General features: G+C 72.6%; 18 protein-coding genes. 5 read left to right on the top strand and 13 right to left on the bottom strand.

Annotation, left to right across the window (positions count from 1 at the left end; all coding sequences use genetic code 11):
• Positions 1–48: 48 nt before the first annotated feature.
• Positions 49–3,942 carry a multifunctional oxoglutarate decarboxylase/oxoglutarate dehydrogenase thiamine pyrophosphate-binding subunit/dihydrolipoyllysine-residue succinyltransferase subunit gene (locus ACWGIG_RS14260; protein WP_453321861.1) on the top strand — a complete coding sequence of 1,298 codons (3,894 nt, stop codon included), beginning with the start codon at positions 49–51 and terminating at the stop codon, positions 3,940–3,942.
• Between the two features lie 79 nt (positions 3,943–4,021).
• Here ACWGIG_RS14260 and fxsT read toward each other — a convergent pair whose 3' ends face one another.
• From fxsT to ACWGIG_RS14230, 6 genes are all read right to left on the bottom strand, one after another.
• Positions 4,022–7,042, bottom strand: a complete 3,021-nt coding sequence (gene fxsT / locus ACWGIG_RS14255; RefSeq protein ID WP_453321860.1) for an FxSxx-COOH system tetratricopeptide repeat protein — start codon at positions 7,040–7,042, stop codon at positions 4,022–4,024.
• 25 nt (positions 7,043–7,067) lie between these two features.
• The gene (locus tag ACWGIG_RS14250; protein ID WP_453321859.1) at positions 7,068–8,402 is read right to left on the bottom strand and encodes an FxsB family cyclophane-forming radical SAM/SPASM peptide maturase; all 1,335 of its coding nucleotides are present in this window, start codon (positions 8,400–8,402) and stop codon (positions 7,068–7,070) included.
• Positions 8,395–8,685, bottom strand: coding sequence for a hypothetical protein (locus ACWGIG_RS14245; protein ID WP_453321858.1), 291 nt, complete (start codon positions 8,683–8,685; stop codon positions 8,395–8,397). Before ACWGIG_RS14245 ends, ACWGIG_RS14250 begins: the two co-directional genes overlap by 8 nt.
• Positions 8,682–12,512 carry an SAV_2336 N-terminal domain-related protein gene (locus tag ACWGIG_RS14240; RefSeq protein WP_453321857.1) on the bottom strand — a complete coding sequence of 1,277 codons (3,831 nt, stop codon included), beginning with the start codon at positions 12,510–12,512 and terminating at the stop codon, positions 8,682–8,684. The genes ACWGIG_RS14245 and ACWGIG_RS14240 overlap by 4 nt, the downstream gene beginning before the upstream one ends.
• 4 nt (positions 12,513–12,516) lie before the next feature.
• Positions 12,517–13,605, bottom strand: a complete 1,089-nt coding sequence (locus tag ACWGIG_RS14235; protein WP_453321856.1) for an AAA family ATPase — start codon at positions 13,603–13,605, stop codon at positions 12,517–12,519.
• Between the two features lie 289 nt (positions 13,606–13,894).
• A complete protein-coding gene (locus ACWGIG_RS14230) occupies positions 13,895–15,904 on the bottom strand; it encodes a VMAP-C domain-containing protein (protein WP_453321855.1) in 2,010 nt (669 codons plus the stop codon).
• A 194-nt stretch (positions 15,905–16,098) separates the two neighbouring features.
• Here ACWGIG_RS14230 and ACWGIG_RS14225 point away from each other — a divergent pair, with 194 nt between their 5' ends.
• Both ACWGIG_RS14225 and ACWGIG_RS14220 read left to right on the top strand, forming a co-directional pair.
• Positions 16,099–16,284, top strand: a complete 186-nt coding sequence (locus ACWGIG_RS14225) for a DUF6104 family protein (protein ID WP_007266501.1) — start codon at positions 16,099–16,101, stop codon at positions 16,282–16,284.
• A 364-nt stretch (positions 16,285–16,648) separates the two neighbouring features.
• Complete coding sequence (locus ACWGIG_RS14220) at positions 16,649–18,082, top strand: non-reducing end alpha-L-arabinofuranosidase family hydrolase (protein WP_453321854.1); 1,434 nt, start codon at positions 16,649–16,651, stop codon at positions 18,080–18,082.
• A 196-nt stretch (positions 18,083–18,278) separates the two neighbouring features.
• On the opposite strand, the gene ACWGIG_RS14215 is transcribed toward ACWGIG_RS14220, so the two are convergent.
• On the bottom strand, positions 18,279–19,130 hold the full coding sequence (locus ACWGIG_RS14215; RefSeq protein ID WP_453321853.1) for a hypothetical protein: 852 nt from the start codon (positions 19,128–19,130) through the stop codon (positions 18,279–18,281).
• A gap of 159 nt (positions 19,131–19,289) precedes the next feature.
• Here ACWGIG_RS14215 and ACWGIG_RS14210 point away from each other — a divergent pair, with 159 nt between their 5' ends.
• Positions 19,290–20,216: a DUF4097 family beta strand repeat-containing protein gene (locus ACWGIG_RS14210; RefSeq protein WP_453321852.1), complete on the top strand. Its 927-nt coding sequence runs from the start codon at positions 19,290–19,292 to the stop codon at positions 20,214–20,216.
• A gap of 1 nt (position 20,217) precedes the next feature.
• Positions 20,218–21,312 (top strand): helix-turn-helix transcriptional regulator, encoded by a 1,095-nt coding sequence (locus ACWGIG_RS14205; RefSeq protein WP_453321851.1) that lies wholly within the window; start codon positions 20,218–20,220, stop codon positions 21,310–21,312.
• A gap of 102 nt (positions 21,313–21,414) precedes the next feature.
• Here ACWGIG_RS14205 and ACWGIG_RS14200 read toward each other — a convergent pair whose 3' ends face one another.
• The 6 genes from ACWGIG_RS14200 to ACWGIG_RS14175 form a co-directional block, all read right to left on the bottom strand.
• A complete protein-coding gene (locus ACWGIG_RS14200) occupies positions 21,415–21,972 on the bottom strand; it encodes a hypothetical protein (RefSeq protein WP_453321850.1) in 558 nt (185 codons plus the stop codon).
• Between the two features lie 135 nt (positions 21,973–22,107).
• Positions 22,108–22,668 (bottom strand): Clp protease N-terminal domain-containing protein, encoded by a 561-nt coding sequence (locus ACWGIG_RS14195; RefSeq protein ID WP_453321867.1) that lies wholly within the window; start codon positions 22,666–22,668, stop codon positions 22,108–22,110.
• A complete protein-coding gene (locus ACWGIG_RS14190) occupies positions 22,668–22,877 on the bottom strand; it encodes a helix-turn-helix domain-containing protein (protein WP_453321849.1) in 210 nt (69 codons plus the stop codon). Before ACWGIG_RS14190 ends, ACWGIG_RS14195 begins: the two co-directional genes overlap by 1 nt.
• A gap of 329 nt (positions 22,878–23,206) precedes the next feature.
• Complete coding sequence (locus ACWGIG_RS14185) at positions 23,207–24,619, bottom strand: cellulase family glycosylhydrolase (protein WP_453321848.1); 1,413 nt, start codon at positions 24,617–24,619, stop codon at positions 23,207–23,209.
• 69 nt (positions 24,620–24,688) lie between these two features.
• The gene (locus tag ACWGIG_RS14180) at positions 24,689–25,654 is read right to left on the bottom strand and encodes a zinc-binding dehydrogenase (protein ID WP_453321847.1); all 966 of its coding nucleotides are present in this window, start codon (positions 25,652–25,654) and stop codon (positions 24,689–24,691) included.
• Between the two features lie 92 nt (positions 25,655–25,746).
• A partial coding sequence (locus ACWGIG_RS14175; protein ID WP_453321846.1) for a serine/threonine-protein kinase occupies positions 25,747–26,761 on the bottom strand: 1,015 nt, incomplete at its 5' end.

The raw sequence follows: 26,761 nt of genomic DNA, 5'->3' as shown, positions 1-26,761 counted from the left end.
TTTCCGCTGTCCACACACCTTGCGAAGCGGAAGAGGGCGGTTAACGCCGTGTCGTCTCAGTCCACCAGTAGCTCAAGTCATTCATCGACCGACCAGGACGGGCAGGGGAAGAACCCAGCCGCGGCCTTCGGTCCCAACGAGTGGCTCGTCGACGAGATCTACCAGCAGTACCTCCAGGACCCCAGTTCCGTCGACCGAGCGTGGTGGGACTTCTTCGCCGACTACAAGCCGGGTGCGGGAGCCTCCGGCGGTACGGGCGGGAAGTCGGCAGGCGGTGGTACGGGAGTGACGCCGGGCGACGCCCAGGCCGCACCCGCCGCCTCCCCGGCCGCATCCGCCCCGGCGCAGGCCGCGCCCGCCACGGGTGCCCCTGCCGCGCAGGCCCCGGCCGCCGCCGCACCGAAGGCACCGGCACCGTCCGCCGCCCAGGCGCAGCCCGCAGGCACCGCCGCTCCCGCTGCCGCCGCCCAGGCACCCGCTCCCGCAAAGCCCGCCGCCCAAGCACCGGCACCCGCTCCCGCTCAGAAGGCCGCACCTGTGAAGCCCGCTGCTGCCGCCGAGGCCTCCGCCCCGGCCGGTCCCGAGTTCGTCACCCTTCGCGGCCCCGCCGCCGCCGTCGCGAAGAACATGAACGCCTCCGTCGAGGTGCCCACGGCCACGTCCGTGCGCGCCGTGCCGGTGAAGCTGCTCTTCGACAACCGCATCGTGATCAACAACCACCTGAAGCGGGCCAGGGGCGGGAAGATCTCCTTCACCCACCTCATCGGCTTCGCGATGGTGCAGGCCATCAAGGCCATGCCGTCGATGAACTACTCGTTCACGGTGAAGGACGGCAAGCCGACCCTGGTGAAGCCGGAGCACATCAACTTCGGTCTCGCGATCGACCTGGTGAAGCCGAACGGCGACCGCCAGCTCGTCGTCGCCGGCATCAAGAAGGCCGAGACGCTCGACTTCTTCGAATTCTGGCAGGCCTACGAGGACATCGTCCGCCGCGCCCGCGACAACAAGCTGACGATGGACGACTTCACCGGTGTGACGGTCTCCCTCACCAACCCGGGCGGCCTCGGCACCGTCCACTCGGTCCCCCGCCTGATGCCCGGACAGTCGGTCATCATGGGCGTCGGCTCGATGGACTACCCGGCCGAGTTCCAGGGCACCTCGCAGGACACCCTGAACAAGCTGGGCATCTCGAAGGTCATGACCCTGACCTCGACGTACGACCACCGGGTCGTCCAGGGCGCCGCATCGGGCGAGTTCCTCCGCAACGTCGCCAACCTGCTGCTGGGCGAGTCCGGCTTCTACGACGACATCTTCAAGGCGCTGCGCATCCCCTACGAGCCGGTCCGCTGGCTCAAGGACATCGACGCCTCGCACGACAACGACGTGACGAAGGCCGCCCGCGTCTTCGAGCTGATCCACTCCTACCGGGTGCGCGGCCACGTCATGGCCGACACCGACCCGCTGGAGTACAAGCAGCGCAAGCACCCCGACCTCGACATCAACGAGCACGGGCTGACGCTGTGGGACCTGGAGCGGGAGTTCGCCGTCGGCGGCTTCGCCTCCAAGTCGATGATGAAGCTCCGCGACATCCTCGGCGTGCTGCGCGACTCGTACTGCCGCACCACCGGCATCGAGTTCATGCACATCCAGGACCCGAAGCAGCGCAAGTGGATCCAGGACCGCGTCGAGCGCCCGCACTCCAAGCCCGAGCGCGAGGAGCAGCTGCGCATCCTGCGCCGCCTGAACGCGGCCGAGGCCTTCGAAACCTTCCTGCAGACCAAGTACGTCGGCCAGAAGCGCTTCTCCCTCGAAGGCGGCGAGTCGGTCATCCCGCTCCTCGACGCCGTCATCGACAGCGCCGCCGAGTCCCGCCTCGACGAGGTCGTCATCGGCATGGCCCACCGAGGCCGCCTCAACGTCCTCGCCAACATCGTCGGCAAGTCGTACGCGCAGATCTTCCGCGAGTTCGAGGGCAACCTCGACCCGACGTCGATGCACGGCTCCGGCGACGTGAAGTACCACCTGGGCGCCCAGGGCACCTTCACCGGTCTGGACGGTGAGCAGATCAAGGTCTCGCTCGCCGCGAACCCGTCCCACCTGGAGACGGTCGACCCGATCATCGAGGGCATCGCCCGCGCCAAGCAGGACATCATCAACAAGGGCGGTACGGACTTCACGGTCCTGCCCCTCGCGCTGCACGGCGACGCGGCCTTCGCGGGCCAGGGCGTCGTGGCCGAGACCCTGAACATGTCGCAGCTGCGCGGCTACCGCACCGGCGGCACGATCCACATCGTGATCAACAACCAGGTCGGCTTCACCGCTTCCCCGGAGTCGGCCCGCTCCTCCATGTACGCCACGGACGTGGCCCGCATGATCGAGGCGCCGATCTTCCACGTGAACGGTGACGACCCGGAGGCCGTGGTCCGCGTCGCGCGTCTGGCCTTCGAGTTCCGCCAGACGTTCAACAAGGACGTCGTCATCGACCTGATCTGCTACCGCCGCCGCGGGCACAACGAGACGGACAACCCGTCCTTCACCAACCCGCAGATGTACACCCTGATCGACAAGAAGCGCTCGGTGCGCAAGCTCTACACCGAGTCCCTCATCGGTCGCGGCGACATCACCCTCGAAGAGGCGGAGCAGGCGCTCCAGGACTTCCAGGGCCAGCTGGAGAAGGTGTTCGCGGAGGTCCGCGAGGCCACCCAGGCCCCGGCGGCCACTCCCGTCCCGCAGCCCGAGGCCGACTTCCCGGTCTCCCTGGAGACCGCGATCTCCCAGGAGATGGTGAAGCGGATCGCGTCCTCGCAGGTCGACATCCCCGACAACGTCACCGTGCACCCGCGGCTCATGCCGCAGATGCAGCGCCGGATGGCGATGATCGAGGACGGCACGATCGACTGGGGCATGGGCGAGACCCTCGCCATCGGCTCCCTCCTCATGGAGGGCACCCCGGTCCGGCTGTCCGGCCAGGACTCGCGCCGCGGCACGTTCGGCCAGCGCCACGCGGTCCTCGTCGACCAGCACACGGGCGAGGACTACACCCCCCTCAACTACCTCTCCGACGAGCAGGCCCGCTACAACGTCTACGACTCGCTGCTCTCCGAGTACGCGGTCATGGGCTTCGAGTACGGCTACTCGCTGGCCCGCCCCGAGGCGCTCGTCCTCTGGGAGGCCCAGTTCGGTGACTTCGTCAACGGCGCCCAGTCCGTCGTCGACGAGTACATCTCGGCCGCCGAGCAGAAGTGGGGCCAGCACTCGGGCGTCACGCTGCTCCTCCCGCACGGTTACGAGGGCCAGGGACCGGACCACTCGTCCGCCCGCATCGAGCGCTTCCTCCAGCTGTGCGCGCAGGAGAACATGACCGTCGCCATGCCGACGCTCCCCTCGAACTACTTCCACCTGCTGCGCTGGCAGGTCCACAACCCGCACCACAAGCCGCTCATCGTCTTCACCCCGAAGTCGATGCTGCGTCTGAAGGCCGCGGCGTCGAAGGCCGAGGAGTTCACGACGGGCGGCTTCCGTCCCGTCATCGGCGACGACTCGGTGGAGGCCTCCGCGGTCCGCAAGGTCGTCTTCTGCTCCGGCAAGGTCTACTACGACCTGGATGCCGAGCGGCAGAAGCGCGGCACCACGGACACCGCGATCATCCGCCTTGAGCGCCTCTACCCCCTCCCGGGTGCGGAGCTCCAGGCCGAGATCGCCAAGTACCCGAACGCCGAGAAGTACCTGTGGACCCAGGAGGAGCCGGCGAACCAGGGTGCGTGGCCGTTCATCGCCCTCAACCTGATCGACCACCTGGACCTGGCCGTCGGCGCGGACATCCCGCACGGCGAGCGCCTGCGCCGCATCTCGCGCCCGCACAGCTCGTCCCCGGCCGTGGGCTCGGCCAAGCGCCACCAGGCGGAGCAGCAGGCACTGTGCAACGAGGTCTTCGACGCGTAAGCGCCTGAGACGGCTGTAGCTGTACGCAGCTGAGGGCCCGGCCCCGCGAGACGGTTCGCGGCGCCGGGCCCTTCGGCGTTCACAGCACCTGCGGCTCGAAGTCCCAGTAGGGGCGGCGGCCGTCACGTACGTACTGCACCTGCTGGTGCTCCTCGGAGAAGCCGGCGGTGAGGCGGGTGAGGGCGTCCTGCCGGATGTGTTCGGCCTCCTCGGTGCGGCCGAGGGTGTGCAGGTCCTGGGCGAGGCCGGTCGCCAGGTTGAGGGTGAGGACGTGCGAGTCGCCGACGGCTGCGCGGGCCCGGGACAGGGCGGTGCGGCCGAGGTCCGCGGCGCCCTCGGGGTCGCCCGCCACCGCGCGGGCCGATGCGGTGTTCATGGCGATGCCGATCGACCAGGCGTGTCCGGTGCCGAGGGCTCGTTCCATGGTGGTGCGGGCGTCTTGGGAGCGGGCGAGGGCGGCGGCGTGTTCACCCAGATCGCGCTGGATGAGGGCGCAGTTGTCCTGAACTCCCGCCGTGTACGGGTGGGTGGGGCCGAGCTGGGCCTCGTAGCGCGCGGCGACGTCCTCGGCGGTCTCGTGGGCGCCCGGCAGGTCGCCGGTGTCGCGCAGCAGCATCGCGTAGTCGGCGCTGACGAGGAGCGCCTCGGGGTGGTCGGGTCCGCGGTGGCGGATGATGTTGGTGCGGACCTTGCGCATCAGCGCGCACGCGTAGTTGAGGTTGCCGTCGCGGCGCATGCACAGGGCCAGGTTGTGTTCGGCGATCAGGGTTTCGCTGTGGTTCTTGTCGAGGACCTGGGCGTGCAGGCGGCAGTTCTGTTCCTGGATGTCGAGGGCCTCGCGGTAGCGGCCGAGCAGGCGCAGCATCCACGCGGTGTGCAGGCCCGCGTGGAGGGTGAGGCGGGCCTTGCCGCCGAAGAGCCGGATGGACTCCTCCAGGATCTCGCTGTGCAGGTCGTAGGCCTCCTGGTAGTGGCCCTGGAGGCCGATGGCGATGGCGAGGTTGGAGCGGATGTCGAGGATGCGGGGGATCTGGAACTCGCCGAGGAGGTGGATGGCGTCACCCGCCGCCTCCTCGAAGAGGGTGCGGGCCTCGTCGTACGAGCCCAGTGCCATGAGGGTGCCGCCGAGGCCGTTCTTGGCGCGGACGAGTTCGATGGGGCGGACCTCGCTGCCGGAGGACACCAGGGAGAGGGTGGCGCGGCCGATCTCCTCGGCCGTGCGGTAGGAGCCGAGCCTGCGTTCCATGTTGGCGTGCTGGTGGCGGGCGACCAGGACGTCCGGGTCGGTGGGCCCGGAGAGTTTCGTCCAGGAGTCGGCGGCGGACGCGCTGAGCCTGCGGCCCTCGACGTACTCGCCGCGCACCCGCAGGTACTCGACGCAGTTGAGGACGACCGCGCGCACGTCGCGGTCGGTGGAGCCGAGGGCGCCCGCGAGTTCGAGGTGCGGGACGAGTTCGGCGTACCGCGGCCAGTGGGAGCCGTTGCCCGGGTCGCGGGGGTCGCCCGCGACGAGGACCCGGCAGGCGATGGCGGAGGCGCGGGCGAAGTCCGCCGCGGAGAGGTGGCCGCGGACGAAGCGGTGGAAGAGGCGGTGCATGCGCAGGGTGCCGACGGTGACGATGTCCATCCGCGGGCCCGGCTCGTACTCGACGCGCATCGACGTCGCCTCGGACAGGGTGCGCAGCGCCGAGTTCCAGGTGCTGGGCTCGCTGACCAGGGTGGCCAGATGCTCGGGGAGATCGCCGCCGCGGGCGGTGCGCAGCAGACGGGCGGGGACGACGTCGGGCGAGAAGAAGGCGAGCAGGACGAGGAGTTCGTAGACCTGCGGGTGCTGTTCGAGGAGGCCGTTGACGGTGCGGCCCCAGGCGGCCTTGAAGCCGGCCGGGTAGTCGTGGGCCCGCTCGACCTCCGCCTCGTGCGGGTTGCCGTGCCGGATGTCCCGTACGTAGTCGGCGACGGAGGCCGCCGGATGGGTGTCGAGCCAGGCGGCGGTCTGGGCGATGAGGAGCGGCAGGTCCTGTACGGCGGCGGCCAGTTGGTCGGCGTGGGCGGGACTGAGGCGTTTCGCGCGCAGCAGGGCGAAGGCGACGGACTCCTCCCGCTCGAAGGGCGGCAGCTCGATCAGCTCGGCGCCGTGCGCCGCCCAGTCGGTGCGCGGGGTGGTGATCAGGAGGTGCCCCGACCCGCGCGGCAGGATCGCCTCGACGGCCTCGGGGTCCTCGGCGCCGTCGAGGACGACGAGCCACCGGCCGCGCCTGCCGAGCTCCTCGCGGGCGGCGTCGACGTGGTCGCTGAGCTGGTCGCGCTGGACGGGGGCGACCCCCAGCTCCTCGGCCAGGGCGGCGAATTCGGAGCGGGCGCGCAGCCGGACGGAGGCGCCGACCCACCACACGATGTCGTACTCGCCCGCGTGCCGGTGCACGTACTCGGTGGCGACCTGCGTCTTGCCGACCCCCGGCGGGCCGTACAGCGCTATCCGGGCGCCGTGGCCGATCTCGGCGAAGGTGTCGTGGAGCTGTTCGAGGACCCTCTCGCGGCCGGTGAAGCGGTGGTTGTGGCGCGGTGCGTTGTCGATCTCGCGCAGGTCGTCGGGGAAGCGCGGGCCACGGCCCAGGTCGACGGGGGCCGCCACCCCCGGCCGGACTCCGGCGGTGGCGAGCAGCCTGCGCCTGGCCTCGGCCGGGCCCAGGCCGCGCAGCCGGGTCGGGCTCAGCGGGTCGGCGGCCGGGGGCAGGGTCGCGGCGGTGACGGTGACGGCGGTGATGCGCTCCCCGTACCGGGGGACGATCTCGCGCAGCACCTCGCCCCAGGCCTCCTGCCGGTCCTGCGGCAGCCGCAGGAACCAGTCGTCGACGACGATCAGGACGCGGCCCCGGGTGGGGGCGTCGAGCAGTTCGGTGAGCGCGGAGGCGTCGGCGGCGCGGTGCAGCGGGTCCCAGCGGACCAGCTTGGGGCGGGCGTCGGCGCGGGTGAGCTGGTACCACATCCAGTCCGCCCAGGACTGGGACTGGCCCGCGTAGACGACGGCCACGTGCTGCTTCGGCCCCGGCCGGGGAACGGACCGGGGATCCGGCTGGGGGTGTTGCGACGCGCTGGACATGGGGCGGCTCTCCTCGTCCGTCAACTCATCGGTGGCACACGCCCGTTGGTGGCACGGTACCCGGAGGTAGCTGCTCGGCCACCCGCTGGGCGGCATGCCGGATGAAGCGCTCCAGGTCGGCGCAGTACACGCTGGGGTGCAGGAAGTCGTCACCGGGGGCGGGGCGGGCGTGGCCAAGAGCGTGGCCGGAGACGTGGCCGTTGCCGGGGGCGTGGTAGCGGTGGGCGTAGTTGCCGCCGCCGCAGACCCGGACGACGGGGCAGCCTCGGCAGGTGCCGGAGAGCGCCCGCACGCCGAGGTGGCGGGCGGCGATGCCCGGGTGGAGCAGCGCCTCGTCGAAGGTGTTGTGTACGACGTCGAGGCCGGTGGCCGGGGCCCCCGCGTACGTCGACTTGAGCGAGTCGACCTGCTCGATGCTGCCGTCCGTGTCGACGACGACGGCGGCGAGCGGGGAGAGACCGATCGACTCGGCGGCGCTGTCCCCGCCGAGCAGCAGCGCCACCACCTCGGTGAAGAGCCGGATTCTGGGCCGCCGCCCGTCCGCCGCCGCCCACCACAGGTCGAAGGCACGGACCAGCCAGTCGCCGTACGGGGTGGGTGCGGGCCGGTACCGCCCGGGGGTCCGCCGTCCCCAATTCCGGTGCGGCAGAAGGAAGTCGAGGGCGGGTGGGCGGAGCGCGCACAGGCTCTCGTACACCTCGCGCGGATCGCTCGCCACGTCGATGGTGCAGAGCAGTCCGGCGTACGAGGCCGGGTGGCGTTCCGCGAGGAGCAGGGCTGCCCTCGAAGCGGCGGGCCAGGAAGGGCGTCCGGCGTGGTCGGTGCGGCGGGAGTTGAGCGCGGCGGTGCCGCCGTCGAGGCTGAGCCCGACGCGGATGCGGGCGGCGGCGAGGGCGTCGAGCACGGACGGGGTGAGGAGGGTGCCGTTGCTCTGGACGGTGGCGGTGACGGCGGTGTGCGCGGGGACCTCGGCCCGCACCGCCTCCGTGTACGCGATGACCGCCGCCGGCCCCCTCAACAGGGGTTCGCCGCCGTGGAGTTCGATCCTCAGGCGGGGCAGGCGGTGGGCTTCGGCATGCTCGGCGATGCGGCGCGCGACGGCGCGCACGGTCCGGGGGGCGACGGCGGCGGGACGGTCGCGCCAGGTGCGGTCGGGGCTCTCGTAGATGTAGCAGTACGTACAGGCCAGGTTGCACCGGCTGTGCACCTTGAGCACGAACTGCCGGAAGGGGACGGGCTGTTCGGTGGGGACGGGCTGCTCGGTGGGGGTGCGCGGCCCGGTGGGGGCGGTCGGTCCGCGGGGGCTGGTCGGTGTCGCGGGGCCGGAGAGTTGCCCCTCCGCATACATCTTTTCAGCCATGCGCCACGCCTTCGCGGGACGGCACGCCCTCGCGGGACGGCACGCCCTCGCGGGACGGCACGCCCTCGGGCAACGGCACGCCCTCGCAGAGCACCGCGTCCTCGCAGCAGGGCCCGTCCTCGTAGTACGGCGCGTCCTCGTAGTAGGCGACGGTCCGTTCGCCGCGTGCCTCCCGGGCCCGCAGCTCGCCGAGCACGGCGGCCAGGGCGGGGTGCGCGACGGGGGTGCCGGGGGCGGGGCGGACGAGAACCGGCAGCGGCCCCGTCCCACGGCCGGGCGTCACGCCCGGCCGCCCTGCGGGTCCAGCCGTTGAACGGCTTCCCGGGCCCTGCGCGCCTCGGAGGTCACCTGCTGCCCCAGCTCCGCGAACAGCCGCACCGCCTCCCGGTACTCGGTGAGCGCACGGGAGGGGCCCGCTATGCGTTCCAGGACCCCGGCGCGGTGGTACCTGGCGTTGGCCTCGATCTCGGGACGGCCTGCCTCGCGCGCGTTCTCCGCGGCCCGCCGGTAGTAGTCGGCGGCGTCGGTCCAGCGGGCCGGGGACCGGCCGCGCCTGGCCTGCTCCTCCGCGACCTGCGCCCTCAACTGCCAGCTTCCGGCCGCGATTTCGGTGCCCTCGCTGCTGCGGGCCGCCGCTCCCAGCATCCAGTCGGCCTCGTGCAGGTCGGACTGCCCCTCGCGGGCCAGGTAGCGGGTGAGGAGCGCGTGCCCGAGGGCCATCCGGCGGCCGGGCATCTCGGGGTCGCCCTCGGCGGTGTTGTCGACGGCCGCGCGCATCATCCGTACCGCGTCGTCCCACTCCTCGGCCTGGATGAGCGCGTCGCCGAGCGATTCGAGTGCGTACGGGGAGAACCCGCCGTCCCGTTCGAGACCTGCGAGCGAGGACCACCAGGCGTCGATCTCCTCGACGAGGTAGTCGCGGTTGCCGGTGCGGGCGTAGGCGTCGGCGAGCGCCCAGGCGAGCTGCTGGAGGACGAGGGTGCGCAGGGCGCGGTCGTCACCTGCGAGGGCGAGGGCACGGCGGAGGACGGTGAGGCGTTCGGCCTCGACGGCGGCGTCGGGCGCGCCCTCGCTGTGCAGCCGAAGGGCGAAGTCGAGGCCCAGGCAGGCGTGGACGAGGCGGCGGTCCGGCCCGTCCGGGGTGGCATCGCCACCTCCGATGTCCGCCGCGCCGACGCCGTACGCGAACCCGGACACCAGGACGCCCTCGGAGCGCCCGGGCCCTCCGGTGCCGTACGGCAGGACGATCCGGCCGGAACCCCTGGTGCCGGACGCGGAGCCGTCGCCGCGCCCCGGCGGCAGAGCCGGAGCGCCGCCGTCCGGAGCAGCGCCGCCGCCCCGAGATCCGTCGCCGTCCGCTGCACCGTCGCCGCCCGGCGCAGCATCGCCGCCCGGTGCGCCGGCAAAGGACCCGGACCCCCCGTCCCCGGAGAGCCCGGGGTCCTCACCGGCGAAGGACTCGGCCTCCTCGGCGGCGAAGGACTCCGACTCCTCGGCCGCGAAGGACGCGAAGGACCCGGGCTCCTCCCCGGCGGGCAGCCGGTCGCCGACAGCGAACCAGGGGCCTGCGGCGGCAGCCGACGGGCCTGCGTGCGTCGGGCCTCCCCGCGCCGGGTCGAGCAGGGCGACCAGCCCCCGGTACGCCCCGACCGCCCGGCCCGCCCGCTGCCGCCCGGACTCCAGGTGGTCGGGGCCCGGCTCCCAGCGGACCTCTCCGCGGCCCAGCAGGTGCATGGCACTGTCGAGGAGGAGACCCGCACCGTGTTCGAGGCGTGCCACCGGATCCCCGTGCTCCCAGCCTTCCGCGATCTCCACCGCGTCGTCGAGCCTCCGTGCCGTCCACTGCCCCGGCCCGCCGTACTCCTCCGCCAGCAGGCCCGCGAAGGCCGGGTCGGCGCCCCAGGCGGCCATCGCACGCAGGGTGTCGAGCATCGTCTCGTACGTACTGCCGGTGTCCGGTCCCCGGTTCGCCTCGGCCTCCCGCAGGCAGCGCACGGCCTGCCGGTACAGCCCGACGAGGATCCGCTGCACGGGGTACGTGCCCCGCTCCTGCTCCCGTACGAAGTCGGGCAGGGCCGCCGCGTCCGGCCCCGCCGCCTCCACCTCGGCGGCGACGGCGAGCAGGGCGGCGTGCCACCGCACCAGCACCCCGGTGCTCAGGGATCCCGTCTCCGTCCTGGCGAAGGCCTCCAGCGATCCCCGCAGGTCCTCCACGGTCCGCCGGGCCTCCCAGCGCAGGTGCAGTGCGGCGCCGATCTCCGCCCAGAGGCCGCCGGGTGCCGGGGTCCCGGCGACGGCGCCCCGCAGGAGGGAGATGGCTTCGTCGAGGTCCCGGGAGGTGTGCTGAGCCGCATGGCGGCACAGCAACTCCCGGGCGCGTACGACCAGTTCGCTGAGGGCGCCCCCGGTGGCGGTGACCTCGGCGGGTGCGACCGGCACCGTCTGGCCGAACCGGCGCAGCACGTCCGCCGACACGCGGGCGAAGGCGCGCAGTCCGTCGTCCTCGATGGCGCCCGGGCGCCCGGGCGGGGACTCGCGGGCCTCGCCCGCGAGGTATGCCGCCGCCAGGGCGGGGAAGTTGCGGGCCGTGCGCCCGTAGCGGGACTCCAGGTAGGCGGAACAGTGCTTGAGGACCAGATGGGCGTCGCTGACCGCGATCTGCTCCAGCAGTTCCGCGCGGACGCCTTCGACGAACTCGTAGCCGATCAGGTCCTCCACGTCGCCGCCGCGCCGCAGCAGCCCGCCCAGCATGACCTCGGCGAGGACCTCGGGCCCGCTGTCGGGGAGCATCGCGCGCTGGACGAGCTGCATGACGGGCAGGACGAGGGGGGCCGCGGCCAGATAGACGGCGAGGCGGGCGGCGTCCGGGGACGCGGCACGGCGGAAGGCGCGCACCCGGTCGCCCGGGGACACCTCGCGGTCGGTGCGGCGCGGGGCGGCGGACGCGGGGTGGTGGGCGCGCACCCATCCGGCGACGGTGTGCAGGCTCTGCCCGGTGGCCCCGGAGACGAGCCGCACCCAGGCGCGCAGCGGCCCGGGGCGGGGTGCCAGGACGGGGATGGGGAGGGCGTCGGGGCCGGGTGCCGCGCCTGCCGACGGGTGGAAGGCGAGCCGCCCCACGGGGCCTTCGCCTCGCACCAACTCTCCCTGTATGGCGGGCAGGTGGGTGCGCCGCCACATGCGCTGCGGCAGTGGCTGGACGACGGCGACCGGTGCGGTGGCCGCCCAGCCGTGCAGCAGTTGCTGCATCTTGCCCGACCGCCACAGGGGTCCCGCGCAGTCGCTCAGGACGAGGGTGAGGCGGTGTCCCGTGGGGTCGCGGAGTTCCTCGGCGCGGTGCAGCGGGGCTCCGGGGGCGGCGGACAGGGCGACGGCCGCGTCCCCTGCCGCGTTCTCCCGTACGTAGTGCACCCGGACCTCCCGGAAGGCGCCCGAGCGTTCGCATATCTGCCGCAGTTCCTGGAGGGTCTCCTCCCACACCACCATCGAGGTGGACACGTCCATCACGAACTGCACGCGGGCGGCCCGCCGCCTGCTGCCGCGCAGTACGGGCACGACGATGCCGGTGTCGGCGGCCCGGTCGGCGGTGGCCTGCTCGTCGAGGGTGTCGGGGCCCGCGGCGGAGCGGGCGGGGGCGCGGTAGCCGCGCAGCGGTCGTAACGCCCTTTGCAGAGCCAGGGGTTGGGGCAGGGCGGCGGCGGTCGGCACCCGCACCCGGCCGCCCGCCGCCTCCGCGGCTCCCGGGTCCTCGCCTTCGGCTCCGCGTCCTGGGCCGGGACCCGGGCCCGACACGGCCAGCTCGGCGGTGAGGGCGGCGGGCAGCCGCAGGCCGCGCGGCGGGGTGATGTCGGACAGGCGCCTCGTACCGTCCGGCCGCGACCGGGATCCGGCCGGCTCCTGCCCGGTGCGCGGCGGGGCGCCCCGGTCCGCCGCCCGCTCGGGGTGCACGCCGGGCGCCCAGCGGGCCAGCCACAGCGCGTCGGCGAGTTCGTCGGGGTGCGGGTCGATGCCGAGCTCGTGCAGACCGGCGACGAGCGACGTCAACTGGTCGGTACTGGCACCGGAGTTGATGCGGTCACCGTCGGCGAGGACGTGGCGTCGGCCGGCCATGTCGTCAGCGCTGCCCGTGCTCGGCGGCGGGCCGCAGCAGCAGCCTGCCGAGGCCCTGCTGCTGGGCGTTGCGGGTGAGGTAGATGGCGTTCAACAGCTGGTCGGTGGGGCGCAGTTCGCCCCCGTTGTCCTCGGTGAAGAGGTCGACGAGGTCCTGGTGGGTCTCGTCGGCGCGCTCCCCGAAGTGGGCCTGGACCATCGCGGCGAGGCGTTCGCCGCGCGCCGGGTCGAGGTGGACGTGGATGCAGCGGCGCAGCAGCGGGGCGGGGAACTCCCGCTCGCCGTTGCTGGTCATGACGATCACCGGGAAGGCGTGGCAGCGCACCTGTCCGCCGGTCACCGGCACCCGCCGCCCGTCGTCGCTGAGGACGTCGACCGTGTGCTGTCCTGGCCGGTCGGCGATCCGCTCCAGCTCCGGGATGTCGAACTCGCCCTCCTCCACGACGTTCAGCAGGTCGTTGGGCAGGTCGATGTCGCTCTTGTCGAGCTCGTCGATGAGCAGCACCCGGGGGCGGACGGTGGGCAGCAGGGCGGTGCCGAGCGGCCCGAGGCGTACGTACCGCCCGATGTCGGCGCTGGTGTCGCGGCCGGGGTCACGGTCGTGGCCGGGGTCGTGGCCGGCGGGCCGCCGCTCCAGCCCCGCGGCCTGCCGCGCCTCCTGCCGCATCTCCTGCCGCCCGTACAGCTGCGCGTCCTGGAGGCGTCCGATCGCGTCGTACGTGTAGAGCCCGTCCTTCAGTTCCGTACGGCTGACGACCGGCCACTGGAGCACGCGGCCGAGCCCCAGCTCGTACGCGATCTCGTGGGCGAGGGTGCTCTTGCCGGTGCCGGGGTCGCCGGTGACCAGCAGGGGCCGCCTCAGGTAGAGGGCGGCGTTGATGAGTTGGAGCGAGGTGGGGTCCTGTGCGGAGAGTGCCGTACGGTCGCCGAGCCGCCGGGTCGAGGCGGCGTCCAGCGGCGGCGCTTCGGCCGCCGCACCGGTGAGCGGCGTTCCGTCGAAGCGGCGCCAGCGCGGCGGTGCGGGGAGGCTGTCGATGCGGCCGGGGGCGGGGTCCCCCTTGCCCTGGTAGATCAGCCACTCGTGGACACTCATGGCATGCTCCTCGTCGTCGGTCGGTCGTGGCGTGCCGTGGCCTGACCGACGGGGGCAGTCGGTGCCCGCAACGGGCCCCTGAAAATGTACCCAACTCCCCCGCGCGGACAGGCGGGTTCCGGCCATCGTGGCCGGGCGAACAGAGTGGCGCGGGTTGCCGGGGAAGCGCGTGTGGCGGCGCACCCGACGGCATTCGCGAAAGCGTTCGTGACGTCATTCGCGGCGGGCTTCGTGACGTCGTTCATGACCGGCTTCGTGACGTCGTTCATGACCGGCTTCATGGCGGGCTTCACGGTGAGTCGTACACCTCCGTGTCGCCCGGCACCGGCCGCCTCGGGTCGTCGTAGAGGAGGGCGAAGCCCCCGGCGGGGTGCGGCTGTTCGGCCGCGCTGATGGCCGCCCTGATCCGCCGCAGCCGGTCCGGGAGTTCGGCGGCGCCATCGGCACGGGCGAACTCGGCGACGGTGAAGGCGTGCAGTACGTCGCAGGACTCCTGGCAGCGCACCCCGGCGTGCCCCTCGACGTGCCACAGGGCGATGCCGTGGCCTGCGGCGAGGGCGTCGCCCAGCGCCCGCGCGCCGATCTTGTCGCGGGCACCCCGGCAGAGCACCGGGATCTCCCCGTCGTCGAATCCGGCGAGCTGCCCCTTGGTGAGGACCCCGCCGCGCGGCGGGGTGCGCCGGGCGACGAGCCGCGGCGCGGCGTGGGCGGCGTCCCAGCGGGCGGCCCACGCGTCGTCCGGCACGCCGAGCCGTTCCAGCTGCCGGACCACGACCGGGCGGCGCACGCCCAGGAGTTCCTTGAGCTCCCGCTCGTGGAAGTTGGCTTGTTGGTTGACCTGCCAGCGGTGCACGGGTCGGTCGAACTCCCCCAGATCCAGGGCGATTTCGAGCGGTGCGGGCCACTCCTCCAGGTCGACCTGGGAGAACAGGTCGGCGAGCGGAGCACCGACCCGGTGGATGAGGTCGGCCGCGGGCACCGCGTGCCCGTCGGCGACCGGGAAGCCGTCGGCGTCGCCCATCCGCAGCGTCCAGTCGTAGCTTGCGCCGTCACCCTCCAGCCGCAGCAGCTCCAGGACGACCACCGGCCTGTCGTCGTCGGGTCCCGGGTAGCGGCGCGGCCCGCCTCCGTCGGCCTGCGGGAGCAGCGCGGCGGGCAGCGGCGCGGGCTCCCGCAGCCCTGCACCGGCCCCCGCCCCGATCCCGGCCCCCGCCCCGATCCCGGCTCCGGCCCCCGCCCCGCCTCTCCGCTGCTCCATCCAGTCGACGAGCTCCCTGCTGCCGAGCCCCTGGGAGGCGGCGAGGCGCTGTACGTCGTCGAGGTAGCGCAGGAAGTACTCGGCGCGCTGCGGGGTGGACCCGTCGTACAGCTCGCCGTGCCCGTCGCGCCAGGCCACCGGCGCCGCCACCGGGTCGCCGACCCGGTACCTGGGAAGGGCGATCCTGGCGAGGGTGATCACGGCGTACGGGCCGGGCGGCGGGGGCAGCGCGGCGAGCAGGCCGAGCGCGGTGCGGCGGTCCTCCGGCGTCCACGTACTGCTGCCGTACCCGCCGCCCGCGCCGGGCAGCACGGACTGCCGGCCGATCCAGTCGTCACCGGCCGACGACCAGCGGCGCTCGTGCCACTTGTCGTGTTCGCGGACGATCTCCTGGTAGAGCTCGCCGAACTGGCGCAGCGCCGTGATGGCGACGGACAGCCCGCCGGAGAGGTCTTCGGGGCGGCGCGACTTGGTGACGCCGACGACGGCGCCGCCCGCCGGGTCGATGACCGGGCCGCCGGAGAGCCCGGGCAGGATGCGCACCTCGCTCTCGTCGAAGCGGCGTCCGTACGGCGCGCCCTCGTGCACCCGCACCCTCGTCTCCGCCACCCAGGGCCGCCCGGCGCCCTCGCCCGCCTCGCCCTCGGGCACGTACCCGTGGACGGTGCGCAGGCTGCCGACGGGCTGCTCGGCCCAGTCGGCGAGCCATACGCACTCGTGGCGGACGCCGGGCTCTTCGAGGCGGACCACGGCGAGGTCGCGGCCCGGCGGAATGGGTCCGTCCGCCGAGAGGTCCCAGAGCGAGGCGGCCAGCCGGGCCCGGGCCGGCAGCCCGTCCTGGAATCCGTCGCCGCGCACCAGGAAGACGGTGTCGCGCTTGTCCCGCAGGGGGCCACGCAGGACGTGCGCGCAGGTGACGATCAGCCCGGGGGCGACGAAGAAGCCGCTGCCCCACATGCGCGGGGTGCCCGGGCTGTCGGCGGTGAAGTGGACGGTGGCCGCCGCGGCGAGGTCGGCCAGCCACTGGCTCGACTCAGGCATCGCCGATGCCGCCGCTCATGATGTGACCCCCCGTGCTCGCCCCAACTGCCGTGCTGCCGCGGCGCTTCTGCCGCTGCCCCTCCAGGACTGCGACGAGGTTACCGGCCCGTCCGGTTGCACGTCAGCCCCGGGAACCGGGCAGATCAGGGCGGGGACGGCGGCGGGTCCCCCGCAGTCCGTTTTATTCTTGCCCCATGTACTTCACTGACCGTGGCATCGAAGAGCTGGAGAAGCGGCGCGGCGAGGAGGAGGTCACTTTCGAGTGGCTCGCCGAGCAGCTGCGTACGTTCGTGGACCTCAACCCGGACTTCGAGGTCCCGGTGGAGCGGCTGGCGACGTGGCTGGCACGGCTGGACGACGAGGACGAGGACGACGAGTAGCCCCCGCCCGCCCCCTGGCCCCCGGCAGGACGTGTCTCCTCGATGGGCTGCCGGCCGGCGGGGTAGGCAGCCACCTCGTCCGTGAGGAATTCCAGGCCCGCACCCGCGGCGCCGCCTTCCCCCGCACGCCAAAGGCTCGTACTACCAAGGGACTTGAAGCCGCCCGGTTTCACCCCGCGAACGTTTCCGCGCGCGAATTCTGCAAGAAGCATTGACGTCATTCATGGGATGCCTAGCATTCCCTTGATCGGTACGTCGACCCTTGTTCGGTATTTCGGACAGCCGAGGTCGCACCACATCGGCATCCGGACAGCCTCTGACGGGGAAGGCCGGAGGCCCCTTGCCCAAGGATGACGAGGTCCTCATGCACAGACGCAGCTTCAGCCTCAGACGCCCGTCCGCGGTGCTCACCGCCGCGGCGGCGGCCCTGGCCGCGCTGGCGGCGCTGCTCGTCGCCGGCCCGGCCCAGGCGGCCACCACCAGCGACCTGCGCAGCGTTGCCTCCGGCCGCTGTCTCGACGTGGCGGGCTTCAGCCAGACCGACGGCGCGAACGTGCACGTCTGGGACTGCCTCGGTGGAATCAACCAGCAGTGGACGTTGACGGACAGCGACCAGCTGACCGTCTACGGCAACAAGTGCCTGGATGTCCGGGGCGGCGCCACCACGTCCGGGACCCCGGTGCAGATCTGGACGTGCAACGGCAGTGAGAACCAGCAGTGGCGGGTGCACTCCGACGGCACGGTCGTCGGCGTGCGGTCCGGGCTGTGCCTGGACGTCTCGGGCGCCGGTACGGTCAACGGCACGGCGATGCAGATCTGGTCGTGCCACGGCGGCACCAACCAGAAGTGGACCGGCCTGACCAGGGCGAGCAACGCGTGTGCCCTGCCGTCGACCTACCGGTGGTCGTCGTCGGCCCCGTTGGCGCAGCCGGCCAACGGGCAGCTCGCGCTGAAGGACTTCAGCACCACCACGTACAACGGCAAGCACCTGGTCTACGCGACCACCTCCGACGGAACGAAGTGGGGCTCGACGGCGTTCACTCCCTTCACGAACTGGTCGGACATGGGGGCGGCCGCCCAGACCGGGATGAACGAGCCCGCGGTGGCGCCCGAAGTGTTCTACTTCGCGCCCAAGAACGTCTGGGTGATGGTGTCCCAGTGGAGTCAGTGGCCGCTCTACTACCGCACGTCCAGCGACCCCACCAACCCCAACGGCTGGTCCGCCGCGCAGCCGCTGTTCACCGGCAGCCTCCCCGAGGGCCCCGAGCCGGGCCAGAAGGACGCCCCGATCGACCCGACCATGATCGCCGACGACCAGAACATGTACCTGTTCTTCGCCGCCGACAACGGCAAGATCTACCGGGCGAGCATGCCGATCGGGAACTTCCCGGGCAACTTCGGCTCCTCGTACACGACGGTCATGAGCGACGCGAGGGACCTTCTGTTCGAGGCACCGGAGGTCTACAAGGTCCAGGGCCAGAACCAGTACCTCATGATCGTCGAGGCGCAGGGTTCGAACCGCTACTTCCGCTCGTTCACCGCCTCCAGCCTGAACGGTCCGTGGACCGTCCAGGCCGGCAGCGAGAGCAGCCCCTTCGCGGGCCAGGCCAACAGCGGTTCCCACTGGGCCCAGGGCGTCAGCCACGGTGACCTGGTCCGCAACAACCCCGACCAGACCATGACCATCGACCCCTGCAACCTGCGGTTCCTCTACCAGGGCCTCCCCACCAGCACACCGGCGAACACTCCCTACCAGCAACTGCCCTACCGGCCGGGCCTGCTCACCCTGCAGCGCTGACCCGCCCGATCCACGGTGACCGCGACGGGGGTGCGGTCACCCCCTGCTGACACCGGTATCCGGCCCAAGCCCACTAAAGCGCCCCTTGCCCACCGGGCAAGGGGCGTTCCGGTCTGCGCGCACCCGAGGTCTCGCACGAGCGCCGACTTCGGGCATCTCCCCTCTGCGCGTGGGGTCTCCGCCCACCCCAGAAGCCTCACTCCCGGGCGCGCATCCTGTCGTACGTCAGGCCCAACGCACCCTGGGTCACCAGGAGTCCGCCCGCGACCGCCCACCCCGGGGCGGAGCGCCGCAGTCCCCACACCAACAGCGGTACGCCCAGGGCGAGCTGGGCCGCCCCGACGAGCCGCGCCCTGGGTCCCCGTACCCAGGAACCGAACGGGCTGTGGTCCATCACGTCCAGCTCCGCGCGGAGCGCGTCGCGCCAGCCCGACCACTCCACGGCCTCCGCGCCCGCCCCCAACCGGGCCACTTCGCGCAGCCGGTCGGCGCTCTCGCCGGGGGCGAGCCCCGGCGGCAGCTCGACCCCCGCGCGGTGCAGCAGGGCGACCAGGCCGACCAGCCGGGCCCTGGCGTCGGCGTCCGGGTCGGGCCCGGCCAGCTCCTCCAGCCGTTCCATGTCGTGTACGGGGTCGAGCGCGAGCCGCGCCGCGAAGGTGCGCATCGCCTCGTCCTCGCCGACCGGGGTGCCGTCCGCCAGCCATTCGTAGCCGACGGTCCGCCGGAATCCGGCGGCGAGGGTGTATCCGGCCCGGTCCGGGTCCCACCACAGGGCGAGCACCGGCCAGCTCGCGCCGACCGCGAGGGCGGTCGCCCAGCCCGCGAGGACCCGGTCGACGGGTTCGTACGCGCTGCCCTGCGCCAGCCAGGGCTTGCCCTCCGGGACGAGGACGCTCCAGCCGTCGCCCGCCGGGGCGAGCAGCATCCGCTCGCGCAGCAGGTGGGCGGCGGGGCGGACGTCGTCGACCGGGGCCCGGCAGAGCAGCAGGGCTCCCGTGGCGGGCGCGGGCTGCGCTGACTGCGCGGACGAAGACACCGGGTGCGACATAACGCCCACGCTAGGTCAATTCACCGGCATCCACCTCCTGCACCCCACCTCTCCTTATGTTGACTTCACCCAACCGCGATATATCGTGTTGAACAGAAGACGCGATATGTTGCGTCCCCGGGGAAGCCCGACTGAAGACTGGCTGGGGAAGGAATCACCATGACCGAGTGGTCCGTCACCGAACCGCAGAAACTCACCTTCGACGCACCCGTGACCGCGCTGAGCGTGCGCATCGTCAACGGCACCGTCAATGTCGTCGGCACGGACGGGCTCTCCGACGGGGAACCGACCGCGCGCCTCGAAGTGACCGAGCTGGACGGCCCGCCGCTGGTCGTCACCCACAAGGACGGCACGCTCACCGTCACGTACGAGGACCTGCCCTGGCACGGCTTCCTCAAGATGCTCGACCGGCGGAGCTGGGACCGCTCCGCGGCCGTCACGCTCACCGTCCCGGCCGGGGCGAAGGTCGACGTCGGCGCGGTCGGCGCCAATGCGGTGATCACGGGGATCCGGGAGCGCACGGAGGTGCGCGGGGTCACCGGCGAGACCACCCTGGTCGGCCTGTCCGGGCGGGTGAAGGCGGAAACGGTCTCCGGGAACGTCGAGGCCCACACCCTCACCGGCGACCTCCAGTTCAAGTCGGTGACGGGCGACCTGACGGTCATCGACGGCGCGGGTTCCTCCGTACGGGCGGACTCGGTCAACGGCGCGCTGCTCATCGACGTCGACACCGCGCACCACGGCCCCACCGACATCAACCTGACGACGGTCACCGGCGAGATCGCGATCCGCCTCCCGCACCCCGCCGACGCGAAGGTGGAGGCGAACACCACGAGCGGTTCGGTCTCCAACGCCTTCGAGGACCTGCGGGTCTCGGGCCAGTGGGCGCAGAAGAAGATCACCGGCACGCTGGGCACGGGCGCGGGCAAGCTGCGCGCGACGACGGTCTCGGGCGCGATCGCACTGCTGCGCCGCCCGCCGACCGACGAGACCCCGCTCGACGACGCGCCCGGTGACGCCGGTGACGCTGGTGACGCCCCCACCGACACTCCCCCCGGTGACGCTCCTTCCGGAAAGGTCCTCTGACATGCCTCCCGTCTTCGCCCACGGCCGACTCCGCCTCTACCTCCTCAAGCTGCTGGACGAGGCACCGCGCCACGGCTACGAAGTGATCCGCCTCCTCGAAGAACGCTTCCAGGGCCTGTACGCACCCTCCGCCGGGACCGTCTACCCGCGCCTGGCCAAGCTGGAGGCCGAGGGCCTCGTCACGCACGCCACCGAGGGTGGCCGCAAGGTGTACTCGATCACCGAGGCGGGCCGCGAGGAACTGGCGGGGAGGGGCGGCGAGTTGGCCGACCTGGAGCTGGAGATCCGCGAGTCGGTGTCCGAGCTGGCCGCCGAGATCCGCGACGACGTACGGGGCGCGGCCGGCGACCTGCGCCGCGAGATGCGCGCCCAGGCCGCGGACTCGAAGGAGCCGTCCGCCGGCTCCGGCCCCAAGGGCGACCGCGGCGTCCCCTGGGGGGACCACGAGGCCTGGCGCACCGCGAAGGAAGAGATGCGCAAGGCCCGCCAGGAGTGGAAGGAGCAGGCCCGCCGCGCGAAGGACGAGAGCCGCCGGGCCCGCGAGGACGCCCAGCAGGCCCGCCGCCAGGCGAAGGAGACCACCGACCGGGCCCGCGAGCAGATGCAGCAGGCGGCCCGCCGGGTGGAGGAGCAGGTCCGCGAGCACGTGGCACGCGGCGACTGGCCTTCTGCCGTACGGGACGGACTCGCCGAGATCGAGAAGGAGTTCAGCCGCAACTGGGGCAAGGACTTCGGCCGCTTCGGCCGCCCGCACGAGGCACCCGACATCAAGGTGGAACGGGCGGACAAGGCACCGGCCGGGGACGCGTGGGAGGACGCCGTACGGGACGCCCCCGCCCACGAGGACGCCCGCCCGACCCCGCAGTCCACGGACACACCCCCGAAGGAGTCCCTCCCGGACTGGGCCTTCGAGGACACGAAGCCCGGCTCCGACCCGGCCCGCGACCTGGACCGCCTCCTGGACCGCTTCCGCGACGACATCCGCGACGCGGCCCGCGACCACGGAGTCTCCCCGTCCCAACTGACCGACGCCCGCGCCCGATTGGCCACGGCGGCGGCACACATCGACGGCCTGCTGCGGGGCCCGAAGAAGTAGCGGGCCGGAGCACCACGACCGGCCCCAGGGCCCGTCCCGGTCAAGAACCGGTCCGGACGGGCCCTGACGTGTCCGTAGCGGCCCACCTCCCCCGCGCATCCCCTACGCGCACTGCCACAGGAACCGCCCCTCCTTGCCGTCCGGCGACAGGAAGGCGTATCCGATCCCGGCGTCCCCGAAGTTGACTTCGAAGGGCAGCGCCGTCGAGTCGAGCTGGGCGACCAACTCCCACCCCTCCCCCGGCACTTCCTCACCCTGCAGCCAGAGCGGCTCCACGCCGGGACCGCCCAGGAACTGCCAGCACTCCTCGTCGGGGTCCGGCTCCCCGAGCACCGGCAGGTGGTCCGCCCCGGCGGTCGGGCCGTCGGCCAGGTCCCGCACCCCGGCCAGGAAGTCCGGCACCCGGCCGCCCGGCTGGACGAGCAGCGCATTCTCCCCGCCCTCCGGCTCGAAGGTGTCCACAGCGCCGTCCCGTGCCATGAAGAGGTAGGCGAGCGCGCCGTCCCGTACCGCGAACTGGCCGATGAACTCCATCGGTTCGCCGGATTCCCTCGAAAGGGGCCACTGCGCCTCCTCCCGCCACACCGGCTGCCCGCCCACCTTGGTGACCGGTTCGGTCACCGGGCCCTCGGCAGGCACGAACTCAACGGGTGCGGGCACGGACACGGGATCCTCCGGGGCAGACGGAAAGCGGACGAGCGTTGCCGAAAACCCTAGCCCCCGGGTCCGACAACGCCCGCCCACCAGCCGCCGCCTCAGCCCTGCTTCAGCCCTGCTTCAGCCCTGGAGCCGGCCCTACTTGACTCCGCCGAACATCGCGCGCTCGACCTCGCCGTACCCCGCCCCGTACTCCCCGAGCACGTCCGCGACCACTCCCGGCCTGGCCGTCAGCGCCAGCAGCAGGTGTTCGTCGCCGATGTGCTTGTCGCCGCGTCCGAGCGCCACCCGGAGCGACTGTTCGATGATCTTCTTCGCGCCGGGCGTGAACGGCCGGTGCCCTTTCAGCAGCCCCCACTTGGCCCGGCCGCCCTTGCCGCCGCCCAGCGCACCTTCGCCGTGCGCCTCCTCCACCTTCGAGACGATGGCGTCGACGTCGATCCCGATGTCCGCGAGCGCGGACGCCTCCGCCTTCGACATCCCGCCGCGCCGGCGCGCGTCCGCGAGGGAGGCGGCGACCGCGTCCCGCTGACGGTCGATGCCGAGCGCGGCGAAGGCGAACGACGCGCGCCCGCCCTCCGTGTCCAGCAGCGCCAGCAGCAGGTGCTCCTCGGTGACCTGCTGCGCGTCCTGCCGTTCCGCGTGGGCGACCGCTCCGGTCACCACGCCCCGTGCGTTGTCCGTGAACCGTTCGAACATCATCGACCCCCATGCTTCTTGTGCACGGCCTGCTTGCTGACGCCCAACTCGGCCGCGATCTCCTGCCACGACCAGCCCTGACTCCGGGCACCCCGTACCTGCACGGCCTCCAACTGCTCCAGCAGCCGCCGCAGAGCGGCCACCGCACGCAGTCCGACCCGTGGATCCCTGTCTCCCGCCCTGGCGGCGAGATCGGTTGCTTCGGTCATGCCGTCAATTTACGTTGACAGCATCCCACCGTCAACCCTCATTGACGATCGGAGGAGGGGAGGGCCAGGAGCTGCCCGGCGGCTCTTGTCCGGGACGGGCAGGGAGACACGCCCCCTCCGCCCCCTCCGGGGGCGCGCGGACCTCAGTCGGCCAGCCGGAAGCTCAGGCAGACGATCAGGGTGTGCGGCCCCACCCGGACCCCCTGAGCGCCCCAGTACCGGGCGTGCCCCTCACGCCAGTGATCGGCGGACCGGAATCCCTCTGGCCACATGGTGGACCAGTCCAGGAGGACAGACCCCGGTGCCCCTCGTACGATTGCCTTCCGGGGCTACCGCTTGCGCACCGTCACGGAGACCTCCGCCCCCGGCGCCGCGTGCACCCGTACCTTCGCCGCCTTTCCGGCGGCCACCTCCCGCGTCCCGGTCCACGCCCGGCCGCTCACGCTCACGCGCCATCCCTTCGCGCTCGGCGGCACCGAGATCACCGACGAGCCACCGCCCCGCCAACTCGCCTCGTAGGCAAGGGAGTACAGACCCTCCGAAGAGGAGTACGCGTCGGTGCGCACCCGCCCCGCGACCCCCGCCGCATACGGCGCCGCCGTCTGCTCCTTGTTCCCGCGCAGGCGGCCCGCCGCGTCCACCGCGCAGTAGCCGCCCCCGTAGCACCACACATAGCCCGCCCACCCCGAGCTGTAGCGCGCCATCGACGCCAGCGCGTCGCGGTAGAAACTCCCCATGTTCGGGAGGTCGTTGTTGAGCGGTCCCCACTCGCCGACCACGACCGGCACCCCGTACTGCTTCGCATACTGCGTGACGGCCGCCTCGTACGCCTCGATCCAGCCGGCCTTCGGGTCGTAGTCCGCGCCCGCCTCCATCCCCGCGTTGTAGAAGTGCGGCGCGTACACGACCTTGCGCTTCGGGTCCTTGATCTTTCCCAGCCCCGTCGGGACGCCCTCGCCCACGATCGGGGTCGGTTCGACGAACAGCCAGTTGTCCCGGTCCACCGAACGGACCGCCGCCGCAAGGCGGTTGTGCATCGGGGTGATCTGGTCGCGCTCGATCCGGCGGGCGGCCGTCGGCAGGTCCTCGCCGTCCCTGAGCTCGCCCATCGGCTCGTTGAGGAAGTCGTATCCGAGGACCGCCGGGTGGTCCTCGAACCGGTCGGCGAGCAGCCGCCACACGGCGGCCTGGGCGCGCTGGAGGTCCTTGTCCTCGTAGAGGTGGGTGAAGGCGCGCTGGACGGCGGGCTGGAAGTACTCGGAGAACCAGTCGTCCGGATTCGGGGTGAAGGGAAGTCCGTCGGTCCGCGTCGCCCACTCCGGGATGCCGCGGTGCCCGAAGGCGGGGCCGAAGACGTCCTGGTGGCCGTCGATCAGCACCTTCACGCCGTACTTCTGCGCCCAGTCCAGGATCCGGTCGATCTTGCGCAGGTACTTCTCGCTGTAGCGCCCGCGCTCCGCCTCCAGGTCGTCCCAGAAGACCAGCAGGCGGGCGAAGTTGAAGCCCTTGGCGCTCATGTCGCGGAAGTGCTTCTCGGTGACGGCGGAGAGGGCGTCGTCGCCGCGATGCGCCTTGTCCTCGACGTTCCAGCCGCGCAGGGTGAGGACGCGGCCGTGCTCGTCGGTCAGGCGGGGGATCTGGGGGTCCGTCGCCGCGTACGCGGCGGGGGCGGCGAGTCCCCCGCCCGCGAGCAGCGCCCCGCAGGCCAGACCGACAACGACTCTTCCGTACGTGCTGCGCATGGGGCACTCCTCCGGCAGTCCAGTCCAGTCGGACGGTGCCGGAGATCAAAACAGCGCCCCCCGAGACTCTCAAGACCCGGTGAGCACAATCTTTCCGAAGAGGTCCCCGCCGGCCATCCGCTCGAAGCCCTCCCGGGCCCGGTCCAGCGGCAGCACCTGGTCGATGACCGGCCGGACCCCGGTCGCCGCACAGAAGTGGAGCAGGCTCGCCAGCTCGTCCTTGGAGCCCATCGTCGACCCGACGACCTTGAGCTCCAGGAAGAAGATCCGGTTGAGCTCGGCGGCGGGCGGGTTCGGTCCGCTGGTGGCGCCGGAGATGACCAGGGTCCCGCCGGGACGGAGCGACTTGACCGAGTGCGACCAGGTGGCGGCGCCCACCGTCTCGATCACCGCGTCCACCCGCTGCGGCAGCCGCGCGCCCGGCTCGAAGGCGTCCACGGCGCCCAGCTCGACGGCCCGCTTCCGCTTGGCCTCGTCCCGGCTGGTGGCGTACACCCGCAGCCCGGCGGCCTTCCCGAGCACGATCGCCGCGGTCGCGACCCCGCCGCCCGCACCCTGCACGAGGACCGAGTCCCCGGGCCGTACGCCCGCGTTGGTGAACAGCATCCGGTACGCGGTCAGCCACGCGGTCGGCAGACAGGCCGCCTCCTCGAAGCTGAGCTCCCTGGGCTTCGGCAGTACGTTCCACACGGGCACGGTGACGCGCTCGGCGAAGGTCCCCTGGTACTTCTCGGTGAGGATCGACCGCTTCTCGTGCGGTCCGACGCCGTGTCCGCTCTCGCCGATGACGGAGTGCAGTACGACCTCGTTGCCGTCCGCGTCGACGCCCGCCGCGTCGCAGCCGAGGATCATCGGCAGTGCGTCCCCGCTCAGCCCGACCCCGCGCAGCGACCACAGGTCGTGGTGGTTGAGGGAGGCGGCCTTCACGGTCACGGTGGTCCACCCGGGCCGTGCTTCGGGCTCCGGGCGCTCCCCCAGCTCAAGGCCGTTCAGCGGCTGGTCACGGTCGATGCGGGCTGCGTATGCGGCGAACATGGCCCGACCATAGGCCGGATGCGGGGCGGGGCGGAACAGCAGCGGGGTGTGACCCGTACCGCGTCGCCCCTCGCGTGCGCTCCCGTTCGCGCTCAGACCGCCATCGTCTGCCAACCCCGGGTGATCTCCGCGCGGATTTCCGAGGTCTCCCGGTCGGCGGCGAGCAGTCCGACCAGCGCCGCCCCGTCCTTCGGCCGCCCTGCGGGGTCGGGGGTCAGCGCCCGCTCCACGGCCGCCGCCAGCGCCGGGTCCAGTGCCCGTACGGTCGCGACGGCCTCCGGCGCGGGCCCGGTGTCGACGATCCGGCGGATCACCGCACCCGTGCTCGTCGCCTGGAAGGGGCTGGTCCCGTGCGCGGCGCACACCACGCAGCAGGCCCATGCCCAGACGTCGGCCGCCGTCCCGACCGGCTCGTCGCCGAACTGCTCGGGCGCCATGTACGTGAGCGTGCCGGGGCCTCCGCCGGTACGGGTGAGCCTCGTGCCGTCGACCAGGGACGCGATCCCGAAGTCCAACAGGCGCGGTCCCGCGGTGGTCAGCATGATGTTCGCGGGCTTCAGGTCCCGGTGTACGAGACCGAGCCGGTGCACCCCGGACAGTGCTGCGGCCAGGGCAAGGGCGAGCGCGCGCAGCGCCTCGGCCGACCTGATCGGACCCTGCTCCCGCAGGTGGACGTCGAGCGGCCGGCCGTCCAGCAACTCCATTGCCAGGTAAGGCCGTCCGGCCTCGACCCCGGCGTCGAGCACGCGCGCGGTGTACGCACCCGGGACCATCGCCAGTACCTCCGACTCGCGTGCGAACCGCTTCAACAGCTCGGCGTGGTCGAGGAGTTCGGGGTGGATGGTCTTCAGCGCGACCTGCGTGGCGGAGCCCTCGCGCCGGGCGAGGTAGACCGTGCCCATGCCGCCGGAGCCGATCCGGCCGATGAGGTGGTACCCGGCGATGGTGCGGGGCTCGCCGGGGTGCAGTTCCTGGTACGCGACCGGGGAGGCGACACCCGGCGACTGCGTCGGTACGTACGGGGAGGGCTGCGGCGGCGCGAAGGCGGGCACGGGCGGCGTGTGGGCGGGGGCCGGCGGGGCGTACGGCGGCTGCTGCCCCGACGGC

The organism is Streptomyces sp. NPDC054863 (assembly GCF_053610825.1).
Note: the sequence above shows the minus strand (reverse complement) of the source record. Positions and strands in the feature narration are given on the sequence as shown.

Bases quoted from the DNA above. Each gene is read 5' to 3' on its own strand.
- ACWGIG_RS14185 (WP_453321848.1), bottom strand. From the start codon at position 24,619: ATGCGCAGCACGTACGGAAGAGTCGTTGTCGGTCTGGCCTGCGGGGCG.
- ACWGIG_RS14220 (WP_453321854.1), top strand. From the start codon at position 16,649: ATGCACAGACGCAGCTTCAGCCTCAGACGCCCGTCCGCGGTGCTCACC.
- ACWGIG_RS14205 (WP_453321851.1), top strand. From the start codon at position 20,218: ATGCCTCCCGTCTTCGCCCACGGCCGACTCCGCCTCTACCTCCTCAAG.
- ACWGIG_RS14225 (WP_007266501.1), top strand. From the start codon at position 16,099: ATGTACTTCACTGACCGTGGCATCGAAGAGCTGGAGAAGCGGCGCGGC.
- ACWGIG_RS14230 (WP_453321855.1), bottom strand. From the start codon at position 15,904: ATGCCTGAGTCGAGCCAGTGGCTGGCCGACCTCGCCGCGGCGGCCACC.
- ACWGIG_RS14210 (WP_453321852.1), top strand. From the start codon at position 19,290: ATGACCGAGTGGTCCGTCACCGAACCGCAGAAACTCACCTTCGACGCA.
- ACWGIG_RS14250 (WP_453321859.1), bottom strand. From the start codon at position 8,402: ATGGCTGAAAAGATGTATGCGGAGGGGCAACTCTCCGGCCCCGCGACA.
- ACWGIG_RS14235 (WP_453321856.1), bottom strand. From the start codon at position 13,605: ATGAGTGTCCACGAGTGGCTGATCTACCAGGGCAAGGGGGACCCCGCC.
- ACWGIG_RS14190 (WP_453321849.1), bottom strand. From the start codon at position 22,877: ATGACCGAAGCAACCGATCTCGCCGCCAGGGCGGGAGACAGGGATCCA.
- fxsT (WP_453321860.1), bottom strand. From the start codon at position 7,042: ATGTCCAGCGCGTCGCAACACCCCCAGCCGGATCCCCGGTCCGTTCCC.
- ACWGIG_RS14240 (WP_453321857.1), bottom strand. From the start codon at position 12,512: ATGGCCGGCCGACGCCACGTCCTCGCCGACGGTGACCGCATCAACTCC.
- ACWGIG_RS14215 (WP_453321853.1), bottom strand. From the start codon at position 19,130: ATGTCGCACCCGGTGTCTTCGTCCGCGCAGTCAGCGCAGCCCGCGCCC.
- ACWGIG_RS14195 (WP_453321867.1), bottom strand. From the start codon at position 22,668: ATGTTCGAACGGTTCACGGACAACGCACGGGGCGTGGTGACCGGAGCG.
- ACWGIG_RS14180 (WP_453321847.1), bottom strand. From the start codon at position 25,654: ATGTTCGCCGCATACGCAGCCCGCATCGACCGTGACCAGCCGCTGAAC.